A 16,228-nucleotide genomic window follows, 5' to 3' on the forward strand; every position below is an offset into this window, starting at 1 on the left:
ATCTTTAAACACAATTGTTGGTTTTAGAGATTCTAATAGGGTGATTTTTAGTCGGTATGACAAACATCGACATAGGGGTGAATAGGGGATAATCTGTAGTCTTAATCGGTGTTGTAAGGTGTCGCGTGTGAGTTTAAAAAGCCGTCAAAATACTCTGAATAAAGCTCTTAAAAATAGTCTAGAAAAAGATCTGCAAAAGGATCAAAATAATGATCTGTTACTGCCAATAGCGGCAGATGTCGCTGCTGAAATCAAATCTAAAGTCGAACCTGAAATTGCTCCTAGCGTTGCCGCTAAAATTGAACAAAAAACTGAGCGCCAGTTTCGGGTGGCCTCGTTTAATTTATTCAACTTCATCGAGCCGCCTGCGGCTTATTATGATTTTGAAAACATCTATTCCCATCAGCAATGGCAAAAAAAGTGTCGCTGGTTAACTGACTATCTCACTGAGCTGCAACCTGACATGATTGGTTTTCAAGAAGTCTTTAGCCCCGATGCTTTAAAAGCATTATTGCTCCCTTTAGGCTATGACTATTTTGCGGTATTAGATGAGCCCACCTTAGTCAGTGACTATGTTTATCAAAGCCCTGTAGTGGCGCTGGCTTCTAAATTTCCGATAACCGAAACTGCCTTAATCAGCGTTGATAAATCACTATTGCCACTGATGGGCATTGCCAGTGATTTTAGCTTTAGCCGCCAACCGTTACTGGCAAGGGTTAACATTCCCAACTTTGGTGAGTGCGAGTGTTACGTGGTGCATTTAAAGTCTAAACGCAGTGGCATGGGTATCGACACTTTAGCCGATACTGGCATGACTGGCGGCGCTGATATTATGGCCAGACAAGCCCTTGGTACATGGGCATCGAATATGCAAAGGGGCAGTGAAGCGGCATTACTATTTTATGAAATTGCCAAACGCCGCCAGGCTAATCAGCTGCCGGTGTTATTAATGGGTGATTTTAATGATTCATTGCAAAGCACAGCACTGGAGGCTTTTAGGGCTAACAGCAAGCGAGTGTTTAGAAGCGATATTATCGATCCAAACCTTAAAGTATTGAATGACGTTACTCTTAAAGCTGAGTTTGAACGCTTTAGTTTATTTGATAGTTATGAATTGTTTCAAGCAGGGCAAAAGCTCAATGCCACCTTAGCCCAAGATGAATATGAATCTAGTGTTAATGCAGATGAATCGACTAGCGACATTGATGATGCACCAGCGCCTGATTTACATAAGCATGATAGGCCAGCAACCCATTATTATGGCAATACTGGCTCGGTATTAGATTATATTTTGGCAAGTTGTGAGTTTGATGCCTCGCATCCAAGAAACTTAGCTGAGGTCAGCGCCTATCAAACCTATGATAGACACTTAGTTAGGCCAGAATATGAACGTGACAGTGATAGTACTGATCACGCGCCTATTATGATGACCTTTAGCGTTAGGCAGTAGCCTAACGCGAGTTCACTGAGCTGATTTACAAAGCTAATTCAAAGGCTAATTCAAAGGCTAGTTCAACGGCTAGTTCAAAAAGCTGATTCAAAAAGCTGATTCAAAAAGCGAGCGCCAAGCTTATTGTTAATAAGCTAAGGCCTCACTCATGCTGACACAGGTTTGTTCCTGTTGGCGGGCTTCTAACAGTGCCCGCCGAGTCATTTTCGATAATCCCGTTTGGGTATTTAACACTTCAGATAAAGCTTCAATATTGGCATTGGTGCAGTCCATGGGGATTAATGCTCGGTTGTAAGCGCGCATAAATACCGGGCCTTTTTTATCAATCTCACTTAGCGTATCTAAACGCTGCTCCGCAGTAGCGGCGCTCAGTAATTTTTGTTCGCTTGGGTAAAGATGATCCATGGCGATACGGGCTTTGGCAAAGGGCAGTCGGCTGTCATCTTGTATCTTGTGTAGCCATTGACGTTTAAGGCTAGCTTGAGGGCGAGACACTTCTGCGGCAATGGCAGATTTTTGGCCACTGTCGCTGTTATCTTGTTGTTTTTCGTTTGCCAGCAACGCCGCGCTATTAGGGTAATCATAGCGATTTAATTGAATGATTATTTTCCAGCGTAAATCCTGACTGATAGTTAACCCTTTAATCGGCGCAATGCCAGCCAAGATATCGGCTAAGTGCCCAAGGGCGGCATTGTCGCTGGCTAAGCTAATATAAGCATCAAACCAACGGCGCTGAAAATCAGCATCGTCGTGGTGCTCCATGGTCATGCGTAAACTCATTTGTGTTAGCGCTTTGCTGACTTTAGTGGCATAAGATTTATGGTTAGGCGCCATGCTATGAAGGTTTTTTTGCACCTCTGTTAAGTAGCCAATGACTTGGCCTAAAATGGTGTAGTCTTTTTCTAATGGGGCATTAACTAAGGCGACATTAATAAACTGCTTTAATGAGGTGTGGCCATCGCTAACACTGTCCCACATGCTTTGCCATAACATTGACCGCAGTAATGGGTCACTGACCTTAGCTAACTGCTGCTTTACCGTGTTAAACGAGCGCTGATCTAACTCAACCTTTACAAAGCCCCAATCATCAAAATTTGGGTAAACCAAGTCTGGGCAATACTCGCCTACAAGTTCAGGTACCTCGGTAATGGCGCCTTTATAAGTGACCGCTACCGTGGTGCTATGGTGAATAAAATGCCGCGCTGCTCTAAATAATGCCACTTGTACTTTTTGTTCTCGCAGGGTGGCAAAGTCTTCACTTGGGGCGCTTTGTAGCAATGAAAACTTGCTGATGCGATGGTCTTTACATTGGTATTGGGCTGTTAAGGTGTTAACCCCAGCTTGGTACAGCCACTCTTGTGTCCACTGGCTTAAGTCGCGATTACTGGCTTTGGCAAGGCTATTAATAAAATCCGCTAACTGGGCATTTTGATAACTGTATGTTTTAAGGTATTGCTGCACACCTTGTTGGAATGTCTCAGCGCCCAGTAAATGGCGTAATTGCATTAACACCGACGCGCCTTTTGAATAGGTAATAGCATCAATATTATCAAAGGCATTATTGCTACTGGCCACAGGCACTTCGATGGGGTGAGTGGTCACTAGGCTATCTTGCTGATACGCCTTTAGCTTGCCACTGGCGTAAAAGCTGCGCCAAGCGTGGTTAAATTCGGTGGCTTCGCTGGTGGCCAAGGTGCCCATAAAGGAGGCAAAGCTTTCGTTGAGCCATAAGCCATTCCACCATTTCATGGTCACTAAATTGCCAAACCACTGGTGCGCCATTTCATGCATGATAACCCCAGCTAACCGCTGCCTTTGGGCGGCGGTCATGGTGTCTTTTACCATAAAGCGGCTTTCTGAGTAGGTAATAGCGCCAGCATTCTCCATCGCGCCATAGAGAAAATCAGGCACTAATAATTGGTCGTACTTTTTAAAAGGGTAGTCAATACCAAAGTAATCATCGAAGAAGCTGAGGCCTTGCTTGGTGTAAGAAAACCAATCTTGATAGTTAACTTGCTCAGCCACAGATTGGCGGGCAAATAAACGCATGGGGTAATTGCCGGAGTTATCTTGCCACACATGATAAGGCCCAGCATGCATTGAGAAGTTATAAGGGCTCAGTTTTGGCGTCGCTGGGAAAGTCCAAATTTTGCTGTCGCCAAGATCTTCAATATGGGTTTCAGCCATGGTGCTTATCACCTGCCAGCTTGGCGGCGCTTCAACAGTAATTTGAAAGCTGGCTTTTAAATCGGGTTGGTCAAACACGGCAAACATTTGCTGGGCAGCAGCGGGTTCAAAATGGGAATACAAATATACCTTGCCATCAACGGGGTCTTCAAAGCGATGCAAGCCCTCGCCATTGGTACTGTGCTCGCGGCTGTAGCTTATCTCAATGGTGTTTTTGCCACTTGATAAAAGCAGCGGGTTAATGGTGAGGTATGCGCCATTGTAGTTAGGGTAAAGGCTTTTGCCATTAATCAATAATTTGCTGATATTGGCTTGGTTTAAGTCGATGGTTAATGCTTCCGCTGTGCTTGCAAGGCTAAAATCTATTTTGCTAATGGCCTCAAAACGGGTTTCACCAGTGAGGGTAAAACTGAGTTGGTAATCTACCTCTGACACCACATTTGAGCGAGCTTTAGCTTGGCCCTGAGTGATGTTCGCGCTGCCATCTCGGGGTTTGATATTGGGCGCGGTGGCATTACAGGCAAATAAACTGGAGCAGACCAGTGCAATAAGCGCAGACTTAAACGAGTTCACAAATTCTTCCCTAACCTAATTTGATGTTTTTATTATTGTTATTTTTGCTATAAAAAAGCCGACGTGACGTCGGCTTATGATTGTAAATCGAATAGGCTTACATGCCTAAGAAAGACTTCGATTTTACTTTACGGATTTCTTTTTCATCAGACCATTCAATTAAGCCTGTTTCAAGGTCCATAAGACGCATGGTCATTTTATAGTAAACATCTTTAGTGCTGCCATCTTGTTTTACTATGCTAGAAAGATTGCCGTATAGCATGTATTGCGCGCCCACTTGGCGGCCAAACTTAATCGCAGTTGATGGGTCGACCATGCCAGCATTGTTTTGGTAATCAAGCTGCTTGCGCACTGAATCGACTTTGGTCATGTCAATAAAGCGGAACTTACCTGAGCGTAATAGCTTGTTACTGATGGTGTCAGTGACTGATTCAGTGTCGATGTGCTCTGAGGTTTTATTTTTAATTTTATCAACGAAAATAATTGGGCGATCGTTTTGGGTCATTACGATCACTGGTGGGAAGGTTAACATGCTGTCGACCATTTTGGCGGCAATGACTTGTAGATCCGTTGAACCGAAGTTTTCATTCACGGTTTCTACTTCTGTGGCATCGCCATACTCAACCTTAGATTGACACGCTGTTAGCCCAATAACCGCAGCTAAAACAAAAATCAGTTTAAAATGTTTCATAGTAAGTTCCATGTTAGATAAAAGGTAAAGTTGTTGTTTTTAAAAAGTCGCATTAAATAGGAGTCGTATTAAATTATTATTGAATAAAAACGGGTTTGATTGCCAGTTTCTATTACCCAAATTAAGGTGGCCCGATTAGCGTGAACATTAATGGTCGCAGCTGGGCTGTTACCTAGGCTGACTTGATAGGCGCCTGGCTCAATATATTGGCGCGCTATTTGCGCTTGCCTTGGCAGCGTTAGCCAACTTCTTCTGTCGGCTTGCTCTGTTACTACATTGAAAATTTGCATTAATATGGCAGCGGCATCGGCTTCATTATTACGGCGTTTACTGCCACTTTCGACGCTGCGAGTAAACTCTGATTTAGTATAGACCCGCGCGGCTTGTCGAACCAATGCGCCGGGTAAATCTTCTTTTAAGGCATTAATGGCTAAGGCATCGATATTGGCAATGGGCTCAGCTTTTAGCACTGTGCCAAAACCTTGAATGATTGAGGGCGGGATCACTTGGTTATAGGGCTGGTAAGTGGCTAATGACACCGTTTGCCAGTTGCCATGAATTGTAAACGGCACGGTCAGGCTTTGTTTTTCGGGGACAAAGCCACGTTCAACTACCATCACCACCTGACCTTGGCCTTGTTTAGGTAAAATGGCATCTCCCCAACGGTGTTTGAATTCATCATATTGCGGCATTGAAAGTTGCTTGGCTAACCTGACTAAATCTTGTTGGAGGTATTTATTATTCGGGCTTATTTGAGCGGCTTTACGGTAATCAATATAGGCATCATTGGGCTCGCCCAATAACTCATGTAGTAAGCCGGTGGTGTAATAGCTGTAGGCATTTAAAAAGGAGCTGGTGACAGTGCCAGCCGCTGAGCCTAATTTATTTAATTCGCTATCAATGGTGCCATTAGCCATGGCTTGCACTGATTTTTGCGATTTTTGGTAGCGCGCCTGCTCACTGCTTTGCAGCTCATTACTGCGGCGCACTTCAATTAACGCCCCTTGGGGATCGCCGGCAAATAAATAGTTAAAGGCTTGGTATTGATGCACCATAATGCGCTCATAGCCTGGGCCGCGATATGGAATGGCATTGTCGTTTAATACTAGGCTACTGGCGGTGGCGGTTAAGTCTGAGGCGCTAATAACGGCTCTGTCATCAAAGGCTTGATAGGCTTTGATGGCTTGTTGGTAATAATTTTTACTGGCATCAAAATCACCCGATATTTGCGCTACTCGGCCAGCTTCTTGGGCGTAAAGTAGGCCATCATTGGTATCAATTTCACCGGCCAACTCATTAAGTTTGGCGCTGGGTGTTGGGCCACTGAGTTGCTGTTTAATCGGCGCAATTTGCGAAGGGTAGTTAATCAGCACACTATTATAAGCGCAGCCTGATAACAGGATTGGCAATAGGAAAATACTGCTCAGTGCTTTCATTAGCATACGTCCTGCAACCGTGATTTTTCTTGGTCGAAGGCCTGTTGCTGATCTGGCATATTTATCCTTTCTAGCAAAGTAATACCTTGTAAATGATCAAATTCATGTTGAAAAATGCGGGCATCAAAGCCGCTCAACTGTTGTGTTACCCACTTACCGCTTAAGGTTTGGTATTCCACGTTAATGTGTTTATGCCGATAGACGCTAACACGCTGGTTATCGATTGATAAGCATCCCTCTGTAGCCGCTTCCACCTCTAACGAACTGCTAATTATTTGTGGGTTGATAACTATGGTTGCTTGGCTTGTGGGTATTGAGGGATAGCGCGCATTTGGCCTTGAATGCATAATAAATACCGCTTTATTACTAAACACTTGTGGCGCAGCGATCCCGACTCCATTGGCTGCCAACATAGTAGCCATCATATCGTCGGTTAGCTGAACCAGAGCTTGATCAAAAGTAACAACGGGCTGAGTTTGGTGAGTTAAAATAGCGGCACCGGTTTTAGCAATCGTTAGAATGTTACTTTCTAGCATATAATCCCTTACTGAAAATTCAGCTTGATAACATCAAGCGAATTCTTGACTCTTTAATGTTAATAATAAAGCGACCACGTTATCTAAAAGCTAGCTCATAGCGGCTTAGCTCATCATGGCTTATATAGCATAGATTAATAATGTGGCGGTGGTGTTTCATCTGCTTGAGAAGCCATATTACTGGGTTCAATCGCTTGTAGTTTATTGACGATTAATGACAATTGATGTTGCTGAAACGCAACAAGGTCATTTAATTTAATCACTTCTTGATTGAGATCTTCAATGGTTGCTTCTTGAAAAGCGACTTTCATTTCTAAATCATCAATTTTTTGATGTACATCTTGCATTAATCTTCTCCAAACATGGCACTATTTTAAGTTGCCCCATGTTTCTACTAAACCTTGATTACTGATACTGATGATGTTTTGATTTTCATCACTTGCAATAGAGTATACAACGGCACCTCTATTTTGGCTGTTTTTCGTCAGCTGAATTTGCCTTGTTGTTTGTTTTTTACCAGTTTTTGTATCCCATAATATAATTTCTTTGGAAGGTGAGCCTGTTATTAGCTGTTTATCTTGATGAATAAACCTGGCACTACTAAAGGTCATTTGGCGTCGGTTTATGGCCAATTGCGATTGCTGTGCGCCAGTGTCATTGTGATAGATATAGGCATGACCTTTAATATCACTGACAAAACTCAAGCTGCCGCGCTGATTCAATTGTACTTTACTAAGGCGTGACTCAAGTTGCCATTGCTGAATCGGTTGGCCTGTTTGTGCTTGCCACAAGATAACAGAGCCATCATTGGAGCCTGTTAGTGCCCGCTGGCCATCAGCGGAAATTGACACGCTTGAAACGCGCTCATTATGGCCCAAAAATTTAATCAGATTTTTTTCTGGTGCCAATGACATTACTGAGCCATCAATTAATCCCACTAGGGTTTGGGCATTATTAGCAATGGCCACCGATTGTGCTGATGCGGGCAAGGACCACCAGCCAATGGATTTACCACTTTGGATATTCCAAATCACTAATGAGCTATTAGATAATGTCGCGGCATAATGCGCATTGGCAGAGATCGCTGTATCAAAGACGCTATTATCGCTTTCGCTAGCACTATTGCCATGCTGCCAATGGTATTTTAGCTGGTTAGCCTTGAGATCCCACCATAAAATCCCATTACTTGCTGTACTAACAAGTGCATATTGGCCATCTTCAGATAAGCTGGCGCTGTAACTGGCATCATCAGTGACGCTAAAGACGTGTGTGGCAGAGGGATGACAACCTATGAGTAAGCAAATGCAAAATATCAGCATTATGATCCTAACCATGAACTTACTCCCATAAATGTTGTCTCATTGGCGTTGATATGACTTACGGCCATTGCTAAAAACACTTTAATTAGTATAAAGTGGCCAAATATATACAAATTTTACATTTAAAGGTTATTGTAACCGCTCAAGAGTGCTGAGGAAGCTTTAATGAAATCTATTTACAAATTATCGTTAGTTGCATTGGCTGTAGTTGGTCTAACTGCGTGTAATCAAGAGCAAGAAGTTGTTGCTAAAAAAGTTGAATTAACAACGGATGCACAAAAAGAAGCTTACAGTGTTGGTGGTTCTATTGGCCGTTACATGGCGGGTCATATTACTGAACAAGAAGAGTTAGGGTTTGCAGTTGATAGAACTTTAGTTATCCAAGGTTTTAGCGATGGTTTAGCTGATACGCTAGAGTTAACTGAAGAAGAGATGCAAGTGGTTCTTCAAGGTTTAGACACTAAATTAAACGAAAAGCGTACTGAGCAAGCTGCATTATTAGCCAGCAAAGCGGTTGAAGAAGGTAAAAAGTTCCTTGAAACCAACAAAGCTAAAGAAGGCGTAGTAACCACAGAATCTGGTTTACAGTACGAAGTACTTGAAGCGGGTGCAGGTGACACTCCAGTTGCTGAAGACACGGTTGAAGTACACTATAAAGGTACTTTGATTGACGGTACTGAGTTTGATAGCTCATACAGCCGTGGTGAGCCAGCTAAGTTCCCACTAAACCGCGTTATTCCTGGTTGGACTGAAGGTGTTCAATTAATGCCTGTTGGTGCTAAGTACAAGTTCGTTATCCCATCAGAACTTGCTTACGGCGAACGTGATACTGGTACTATCCCAGCTAATTCAACCTTAGTATTTGAAGTTGAATTGCTGTCTATCGAAAAAGCACAAGCGGCACCAGCTGCGCAGTAATTTTTCGAATAATAAAAAAGGACGCCAAGCGTCCTTTTTTATTGTCTGAAAATCACTACAACCATTTAAAGCGATAAAATAGCCACATTTGCAGCGCAATAATGGCAAACAGTCCTGCACAAAATAAGCTGAACGCTAAATGACTATCAGTACCAGGTATGCCGCCAATATTGACCCCAAGCAACCCCGTTAAAAAGCCCAATGGTAAAAATATTGCTGAGATCAGTGACAGAAAATAAAGCCGTTTATTAAGCTGCTCAGATTGCACTGATTGCAGCTGCTCTTGAGTGACGCTGGCTCTATCACGCACCGCATCTAAATCCTCAATGACCCGAATGAGCACTTCATTAATTTCTCTAATGCGAAGCTTATGCTCAGTATTAAAGAGCAAGTGGCTGTCATTAAGTAGCCGCGAAAAAGCATCCCGTTGGGGCGAAAAGTATCGCCGTAAAATAACCGTTTGCTTACGCAGCTCAGCAATATCGGAGCGTAAAGTTTGGCTGTTATGCTCAGACACCTGCTCATCAAGATTATCTAGTTCATCTTCAAGATTATGGATGAGTTCTACTTTTCTGTGGGTTAAACGTTCACATAAAGAGATAAGAAAATCAGCACTAGAATCAATAGAACCAGGTGAGCTTATTATCTGTTGAGCAATATCTTTTACCGATTGTAGTGGCCGTTCACAGGTAGAGATTATCCGCTGTGGCTGGGCGAAAACGCGCATCGACACCATGTCTTCTGGCGCTGAATTGGGGTTAAGGTTAACTCCGCGTAAAGCCATTAATATACCATCTGCAGTGCTAAGAGCCCTTGGGCGAGTGTGCTCTGCCAGTAGGGTGTCTGTTTCAGTGGCGGGTAATTGGGCGTTGTTAATCCACGCTATGGCATCGGCTGCGCTATAACGCAGATGTAGCCACAATAAACCATCTGCAGGCTGCCATTGGTTAACTTGCTCAGGTGTTAAACTTTGACCAGCATTAGGACCTGATAATAATAAGCAATATATAAAACCTGATTCCATATGATTCCTTATACCTAGGCGGTATGGTGTATGGTTTAAAAGCGGATTTATCTTGTTGGTAATGCCTATCCTATCACTTAGCATTAAATATACCGCTAACTATTTAACCTACTTGCTAATGCCTTATTAAGGCATTTTAGATGCTGTAAGTTTAAATACCATTCGGGGTATTTTTAATTATTTACTGGCTGTAATTAAGCAGTTTGCATCAATATCAGTTAAAATAGACTTAATGCCTTATTTAATTGAGCTTTACCATGGAATATGAATTTCGCCGTAATAGTCTAGACGGCACCGTGTTTGCAGAATTCAGTATGGAGCATGCGATACTCGGACGATTTTTTGCTGAGCAACTTGGTACTGATAAATCCCAATGCCACGATATTTTGCAGCAAATTGAACAAATTAGGGCCAGCAAAAAAGCAGGCTGGTCGTGGCAAAGTAACGATTTGTCTATCGCGATTGACAGTGAGCAGGTGCGGATTTATACCAATGCCATTGATTTTGATGAAGACTTTGACTTGGAAGAGTCAATGAATATGTATGATGCAGAGTCAGAAGCCTTTTGTGGTTTAGAAGACTTTGAAAGTGCCTTAAAGAGTTGGGTTGAGTTTATCGCCAGAGCCTAGTTGATGTTTCGTCAGGCATCTTGACCTTATAGCTGTTTATTATTGCTTTAGAGATAAAAATGGATGATAGCCAGTGGCTGTCATCCATTTTTTATGGCCTAAACACTTTCAATGGGCACAAGTAGCTGCGACTGAAGTTAGTGGTTTAAGTATCTTACCGCCATTTCAGTTCTTGATTTAGCATTGGCTTTACGTAATAAGTTTTTCACGTGAACTTTTACCGTACCTTCACTGATATGTAAATCTTCAGCGACCACGCGGTTGCTTTTACCTTCGGCAAGCTCTTTGAGAATTTGCAATTCACGTGGGGTTAACGAGGCTATCCAAGTTTCATCATTATCAGCATTTTTCAGCTCATAAATGTATTCTTCGACCTCATCACTAATAACGCGATGGCCAAGCATGGCTTTTTTAAGCTGCTCTAATAATAAATCTGGCTCAGTATCTTTAAGTAAATAGCCGTCAGCGCCAGCGCGTAATAGCCGCACCACATCTTGTTTAGCATCAGACACGGTCAAGATCACAATACGAGCAGTGACTCCTTCTTGACGCATAGCATTTAAGGTATCTAAGCCTGACATGCCTTTCATATTAAGGTCGAGCAAAATAATATCAGGTTCGTCTTCACCTATTGCGGTTAATGCATCTAACCCCGTTCCGGCTTCACCAAATAGTTTAAAATCGCTATCTGAGGTTATTAACTGACAGATGCCACGCCGAAGTAGAGGGTGGTCATCAACTACGAGTACAGAATAAGGTTTACCCATTTAAAGGCTCCTGCTGGGGTGGAAATACGAGGGAAACAGTTGTGCCGCCCTGCGGATTATTGTCAAACTTTACCGTGCCGTGCAATTTAGTTGCACGCTCATGCATGATGCCGATGCCAAAATGTTGATCCCGCTCTTTTAAGTGAGAGACACCAATGCCGTCATCTTTTATGTTGATTTGTATCATACCAGAGTCTGCTAAAAAACAATCAATAACTATTTTATTTGGCTTGGCATGTTTTATGGCATTAATGGTTGCTTCACGCATTAAATGTAGCACATGAATATGCTGGCTTGAGGCAAATAGGTGCTGCGAAAGGCTATATTTAAGCTCAATGTTAATGCCAGATTGCTTACGTAACTCACTAATCATGACTTCAATGGCTTGGTTTAAATTAGGCTCTTTAATGGTTAAGCGGAAGGTGGATAATAGTTCTCGTAATTGACCGTATGCTACGCTAACACCTTCATTAATATCAGCTAATTGTGATGCTACTTTCTCAGTTTTATGTGCTGGTTGAATTTGTTTTCCTAATAAACTCACCTGAATTTTTAAATATGATAATAGCTGACCTAGAGAGTCGTGTAGCTCTCTGGCAATCACGGCGCGCTCTTCCATTAAAGCTAATTGCTGGCGCTCTTCGGTGGCATTATGGATCACAATAGAGCGGGTTAGCATCATAGCGAAATTGACAAATAACATGTTATTGATCGGCTTTAGAGAAATAACTTCCAGATAACCTAAGGTTTTATTTTCCAGTTTAAGGTCAAACTTAACAGGGATTAGTTTGCTTTCTTTATTTAGGATATGTTCAGATGATGGCCAGCCTGTATCAGCCTCAATGGTATCGATTGAATGGTCATCATGTTCGATAACAAGGCGTAAAAAATCAAGACTTTCAAATTGCTGCAGCTGGTTTAATGCTAAGCCCAATGCTTTGTAATCCAGTCTGTCAGCATGAAGCATAATTAAGTTGTCATATAAAAAACTCAACTCATTATTGGCGCGAGTTAAGGCAGTGGTTTTTTCATTTACTTGGCCTTCTAAGTCTTGATATAGCCTATCAAGCTCGGCGGCGGTCTTTTTGAAAGCGACCCCTAATGAGTGCAGCTCTATATAGTCTGTGGCTGGCACCTCAACGTTAAATTTTCCTTTAGATATTGAATTGGCCACATCCATTAATTGCAGTATCGGTTGCACCATCTTTTTGCGGGTATAGCGGGTCGCAAAACTTGCCACTATTAGCATTAAAAATAAACCGATTATTTGGCTTATAACTAATGCTCTGAGCTTAAATGCCGCAAATCGCTCCATTTCTAGAACCAGTAAATCAATAGTATCAACAAAGTCTTTTAGGGCAGCGGTATAGAGTGGTTTTTCATTATTTTCAATGAAATAACGCATTTGTTGCCATTTATCAATGACCAATAAATATTGGTCAGAAAGCTCTTTCGGGCTATACCAAGCATTGGAGCGCTGCAGTGCTTCAGACCCCAAGGTTTCTTCAAACTGATTTATTTTTTCATTCAATAACTGTGGTTCTCGCTCTAAAAATAACTTTAAGCGGTAACTTTGCATTCTTAATGAACCAGAGGCATTAATGGCTCGGGCATCGCCAATACTAAATGAAAGATTAATAATTGAGTACACCGCTAGGCTGGAAGAAATAAATATTAGTACTAACATTAGCCTTAATATTGTTGATGTAAGACTGCCACGTTTGACCATGAAATATCCAACTTAAGTCATATTTTGAACATAAAGTACGCACTATTTTACTGTTCGGTTATCAGTATTTGTTAACGGATTGGTAAATGTGTGACATACAACGTATTAACATTTTGATCTAGCGCAAGCTTATTGCTTAATACTCATTAAGGGGTATTCTTAATTGAACCTTAAATCTATAAGTTTGCTTATGGAGATGTCGTGATTATTTAATATATAAAATGTAACACGGAGATGAACGGTGATGAAGATGAAAGGAAAGATTGTTGCACTAAGTGCACTATTAGCAAGCAGTTTTATGATGACTAGTGCAATGGCTAGTGATAAAACAGAACCTAGAAGTGAAGTATATAAAGATAAATATAAAGCCCAATTTGAATCTTGGCATGCAACATCAGAAAGTGATGAAATTGTTGATGTATTAGAAGAAGATCCAAACCTTGTTGTGTTATGGGCAGGTTACGGCTTTGCTAAAGATTACAATAAAGCCCGTGGTCACCATTACGCGGTGACCGATGTGCGTAACACTTTACGAACTGGCGCACCAACAGGACCTGATGACGGCCCTATGCCTATGGCATGTTGGAGCTGTAAAAGCCCAGACGTTCCTCGTATGATTGAAGAGCAAGGTGAAGACGGTTACTTTAAAGGTAAGTGGGCTAAAGGCGGCCCTGAAATCGTCAATACCATTGGCTGTGGCGACTGTCATGAAAAAGGTTCACCAAAACTACGCATTTCTCGCCCATATGTTGACCGCGCAATGAAAGCCATTGATATGGATTTTGCTAAAGCGTCACGTAAAGACAAGCAATCTATGGTGTGTGGTCAATGTCACGTTGAGTATTATTTCGAGAAAACAGCAGACCGTAAAGGTTTCGTAAAATTCCCTTGGGATAACGGTACAACAGTTGAAGAAATGGAAGTGTACTACGATGCCATCAACTTCTCTGATTGGACTCATGCTGTGTCTAAAACCCCGATGCTCAAAGCACAACATCCAGGTTATGAAACTTGGCAGTTAGGTATGCACGGTAAGAACAACGTAAGTTGTACCGACTGTCATATGCCACGTGTTGCTAAAGAAAATGGTAAAGGTAAGTTCACCGATCATAAAGTGGGTAACCCATTTGATCGCTTCGACGATACTTGTGCCACTTGTCATAAAGGCAAGACTAAAGAGTTTATGGTTGAAATTACCCGTGAAAACCAAAAGAGTGTGACTGAAATTAAACTAAGAGCTGAAACTCAGCTAGTACACGCTCACTTTGAAGCAGGTGCTGCATGGGACGCTGGTGCAACTGAAGCTGAAATGAAGCCTATCTTAACCGATATTCGTCATAGTCAGTGGCGCTGGGATTTTGCTACAGCATCTCACGGTGTTGCAGCGCATGCGCCAGCAGAAGCATTACGTATTTTGGGTGGCGCTGTTGATAAAGCCGCTGATGCACGTATCAAGCTGGCTCAATTACTTGCTGCTAAAGGCGTTAAAATGCCTATCGCTATCCCTGATATCTCAACTAAAGCAAAAGCACAACAAGCATTAGGTATGGATATGGATAAGATGAATGCGGATAAGCAAAAGTTCTTAAAAGATCTTGTGCCACAGTGGGATGCTGAAGCTGAAAAGCGCGAAGCGACTTATTAATTAGCACTAGAACTTAGCACTAGAACTTAGCACTAGAGCTTAGGTCATTATGTCTTGTAAAAGCCCTCTTTTGAGGGCTTTTTTATTGGGGTAAATTTATGCTTTAATTAAGGTTTACAGGCTTAACAATTGAAGGTTTATATGGATGATAAATCAACTGAGCAGGCAGCTATGCTCACGGGTGGTTGTTTGTGCGGCGCAATTCGCTATCAAGTCAGTGCTGCGCCGTTTGATGCCGATTATTGCCATTGTGTGCAGTGTCAAAAATCATCTGGGGCAGTGTTTCAAGCTTGGATGGACTTTAAGTTTGAGCAGATAAGCTGGATCGCTGGCGCAGTGACTGAATATGCCTCTTCTGAGCATATACTAAGGGGCTTTTGCGCTCAGTGTGGCTGTACTATGAGTTATCGAGACCGCCGCTATCCTGATTATTACACTTTAACCATCGCATCCCTTGATAAGCCAAGTTCAGTGAAACCCAATTACCACATTTATACTCAAAATCAGGTTAGCTGGCTTAATATTGTCGACGATTGTCAGCGTTATCAATATGAAAGAAGCAGTTGATTGATTTTGATCGACTTCAGCTGCTGTTCATTGTTGCTTCAAATACAGCTAATTTTCGCTTCAAATACAGTTAATCAGGCTCTAACTGCCTAAGCTCCCATGTGGGCAGTTTTTGCTGTAGGTCTGCGCTGATTTTGTCGGCATCACCGCGCAGCACTACGATAGGCGTGGTTAGGCTCAAGGTGTTGGCCTGTTGCAATAATTGCATCGGAGTCAGTTGTTGAAGTTGCTTCACCCCTTGGCTAAATTCAGCCGTGGTTTGGCCGCTTAATAATTGACGGATGTAGAGGCTTTCTTTACCAAATGGGCTATCAAGGCTAAGTTGCTGCTTACCTTGTAAGTAGGTCACAGTGGCATTGATTTCGTTTTGTGAGGCGGTTTGCTCAGTGATAAGACTTAAATGATCCAGCATCCCTTTTATAAAAGCGCTTGAGTTTTCTAATGCGGTGCTGCCATAAAAATACATATATTGACTCAATGGCGCATTGACGCAGCGGCCATAAACCCCATAGCTTAAGCCGCGCACTTCACGTAAATCATAAAATAACCGCCCTGAATAACCTCTACCTAATAGCGCGGCAATCATCTGACAAGTATTGGCATCTTGCACTGTCGCATCAGCTGTAGCTGTGACGAGTCCAATTCTGACTTGGGTCTGCACAGTGTCTGGCGCATCAATGATATAAAGGATTTTATCCTTTGCAGTGCTGGTTTCAACTGTGCTTGAATTTATAGTGCTTGCTTTAGCACTTGCTTT

15 protein-coding genes are annotated in these 16,228 nt (G+C 42.3%); 5 read left to right on the plus strand and 10 right to left on the minus strand.

Annotated features, from left to right (window positions below; genetic code table 11):
- Nucleotides 1-127 precede the first annotated feature (127 nt).
- The gene (locus BCU94_RS15620; RefSeq protein WP_241905020.1) at nucleotides 128-1,450 is read left to right on the plus strand and encodes an endonuclease/exonuclease/phosphatase family protein; all 1,323 of its coding nucleotides are present in this window, start codon (nucleotides 128-130) and stop codon (nucleotides 1,448-1,450) included.
- Nucleotides 1,451-1,576: 126 nt separating this feature from the next.
- On the opposite strand, the gene pepN is transcribed toward BCU94_RS15620, so the two are convergent.
- From pepN to BCU94_RS15650, 6 genes are all read right to left on the minus strand, one after another.
- Complete coding sequence (pepN, locus tag BCU94_RS15625; RefSeq protein WP_102476905.1) at nucleotides 1,577-4,210, minus strand: aminopeptidase N; 2,634 nt, start codon at nucleotides 4,208-4,210, stop codon at nucleotides 1,577-1,579.
- 97 nt (nucleotides 4,211-4,307) lie between these two features.
- The gene (gene lpoB / locus BCU94_RS15630) at nucleotides 4,308-4,901 is read right to left on the minus strand and encodes a penicillin-binding protein activator LpoB (RefSeq protein WP_198590898.1); all 594 of its coding nucleotides are present in this window, start codon (nucleotides 4,899-4,901) and stop codon (nucleotides 4,308-4,310) included.
- Between the two features lie 68 nt (nucleotides 4,902-4,969).
- Complete coding sequence (locus BCU94_RS15635) at nucleotides 4,970-6,337, minus strand: hypothetical protein (RefSeq protein ID WP_102476907.1); 1,368 nt, start codon at nucleotides 6,335-6,337, stop codon at nucleotides 4,970-4,972.
- Nucleotides 6,337-6,873, minus strand: coding sequence for a peptide deformylase (gene def, locus BCU94_RS15640; protein WP_102438412.1), 537 nt, complete (start codon nucleotides 6,871-6,873; stop codon nucleotides 6,337-6,339). Before def ends, BCU94_RS15635 begins: the two co-directional genes overlap by 1 nt.
- A gap of 134 nt (nucleotides 6,874-7,007) precedes the next feature.
- Nucleotides 7,008-7,220: a SlyX family protein gene (locus tag BCU94_RS15645; protein WP_076540726.1), complete on the minus strand. Its 213-nt coding sequence runs from the start codon at nucleotides 7,218-7,220 to the stop codon at nucleotides 7,008-7,010.
- A 21-nt stretch (nucleotides 7,221-7,241) separates the two neighbouring features.
- On the minus strand, nucleotides 7,242-8,207 hold the full coding sequence (locus tag BCU94_RS15650) for a hypothetical protein (protein WP_102438414.1): 966 nt from the start codon (nucleotides 8,205-8,207) through the stop codon (nucleotides 7,242-7,244).
- A 150-nt stretch (nucleotides 8,208-8,357) separates the two neighbouring features.
- On the opposite strand from BCU94_RS15650, the gene fkpA reads away from it, so the two are divergent.
- Complete coding sequence (fkpA, locus tag BCU94_RS15655; RefSeq protein ID WP_102438416.1) at nucleotides 8,358-9,110, plus strand: FKBP-type peptidyl-prolyl cis-trans isomerase; 753 nt, start codon at nucleotides 8,358-8,360, stop codon at nucleotides 9,108-9,110.
- A 55-nt stretch (nucleotides 9,111-9,165) separates the two neighbouring features.
- Here the strand turns inward: fkpA and BCU94_RS15660 are convergent, their stop codons facing one another.
- Complete coding sequence (locus BCU94_RS15660; RefSeq protein WP_102476908.1) at nucleotides 9,166-10,134, minus strand: zinc transporter ZntB; 969 nt, start codon at nucleotides 10,132-10,134, stop codon at nucleotides 9,166-9,168.
- 257 nt (nucleotides 10,135-10,391) lie between these two features.
- Here BCU94_RS15660 and BCU94_RS15665 point away from each other — a divergent pair, with 257 nt between their 5' ends.
- Nucleotides 10,392-10,763, plus strand: coding sequence for a YacL family protein (locus BCU94_RS15665; protein WP_102438420.1), 372 nt, complete (start codon nucleotides 10,392-10,394; stop codon nucleotides 10,761-10,763).
- Nucleotides 10,764-10,900: 137 nt separating this feature from the next.
- Here BCU94_RS15665 and BCU94_RS15670 read toward each other — a convergent pair whose 3' ends face one another.
- Nucleotides 10,901-11,530, minus strand: a complete 630-nt coding sequence (locus BCU94_RS15670) for a response regulator (protein ID WP_102438422.1) — start codon at nucleotides 11,528-11,530, stop codon at nucleotides 10,901-10,903.
- Complete coding sequence (narQ, locus tag BCU94_RS15675) at nucleotides 11,523-13,259, minus strand: nitrate/nitrite two-component system sensor histidine kinase NarQ (RefSeq protein WP_102476909.1); 1,737 nt, start codon at nucleotides 13,257-13,259, stop codon at nucleotides 11,523-11,525. The genes BCU94_RS15670 and narQ overlap by 8 nt, the downstream gene beginning before the upstream one ends.
- A gap of 250 nt (nucleotides 13,260-13,509) precedes the next feature.
- On the opposite strand from narQ, the gene nrfA reads away from it, so the two are divergent.
- Together nrfA and BCU94_RS15685 are read left to right on the plus strand one after the other, a co-directional pair.
- The gene (gene nrfA, locus BCU94_RS15680; RefSeq protein ID WP_198590899.1) at nucleotides 13,510-14,904 is read left to right on the plus strand and encodes an ammonia-forming nitrite reductase cytochrome c552 subunit; all 1,395 of its coding nucleotides are present in this window, start codon (nucleotides 13,510-13,512) and stop codon (nucleotides 14,902-14,904) included.
- Nucleotides 14,905-15,045: 141 nt separating this feature from the next.
- A complete protein-coding gene (locus tag BCU94_RS15685; RefSeq protein WP_102438428.1) occupies nucleotides 15,046-15,471 on the plus strand; it encodes a GFA family protein in 426 nt (141 codons plus the stop codon).
- 70 nt (nucleotides 15,472-15,541) lie between these two features.
- Here the strand turns inward: BCU94_RS15685 and BCU94_RS15690 are convergent.
- The coding region (locus BCU94_RS15690) for an insulinase family protein (protein WP_198590900.1) at nucleotides 15,542-16,228 on the minus strand (687 nt) is incomplete at its 5' end.

Source organism: Shewanella sp. 10N.286.52.C2 (assembly GCF_002874545.1).
Taxonomy (GTDB): domain Bacteria; phylum Pseudomonadota; class Gammaproteobacteria; order Enterobacterales; family Shewanellaceae; genus Shewanella.

Bases quoted from the DNA above. Each gene is read 5' to 3' on its own strand.
- lpoB (WP_198590898.1), bottom strand. From the start codon at position 4,901: ATGAAACATTTTAAACTGATTTTTGTTTTAGCTGCGGTTATTGGGCTA.
- BCU94_RS15635 (WP_102476907.1), bottom strand. From the start codon at position 6,337: ATGAAAGCACTGAGCAGTATTTTCCTATTGCCAATCCTGTTATCAGGC.
- def (WP_102438412.1), bottom strand. From the start codon at position 6,873: ATGCTAGAAAGTAACATTCTAACGATTGCTAAAACCGGTGCCGCTATT.
- BCU94_RS15645 (WP_076540726.1), bottom strand. From the start codon at position 7,220: ATGCAAGATGTACATCAAAAAATTGATGATTTAGAAATGAAAGTCGCT.
- BCU94_RS15650 (WP_102438414.1), bottom strand. From the start codon at position 8,207: ATGGTTAGGATCATAATGCTGATATTTTGCATTTGCTTACTCATAGGT.
- fkpA (WP_102438416.1), top strand. From the start codon at position 8,358: ATGAAATCTATTTACAAATTATCGTTAGTTGCATTGGCTGTAGTTGGT.
- BCU94_RS15660 (WP_102476908.1), bottom strand. From the start codon at position 10,134: ATGGAATCAGGTTTTATATATTGCTTATTATTATCAGGTCCTAATGCT.
- BCU94_RS15665 (WP_102438420.1), top strand. From the start codon at position 10,392: ATGGAATATGAATTTCGCCGTAATAGTCTAGACGGCACCGTGTTTGCA.
- BCU94_RS15670 (WP_102438422.1), bottom strand. From the start codon at position 11,530: ATGGGTAAACCTTATTCTGTACTCGTAGTTGATGACCACCCTCTACTT.
- narQ (WP_102476909.1), bottom strand. From the start codon at position 13,259: ATGGTCAAACGTGGCAGTCTTACATCAACAATATTAAGGCTAATGTTA.
- nrfA (WP_198590899.1), top strand. From the start codon at position 13,510: ATGAAAGGAAAGATTGTTGCACTAAGTGCACTATTAGCAAGCAGTTTT.
- BCU94_RS15685 (WP_102438428.1), top strand. From the start codon at position 15,046: ATGGATGATAAATCAACTGAGCAGGCAGCTATGCTCACGGGTGGTTGT.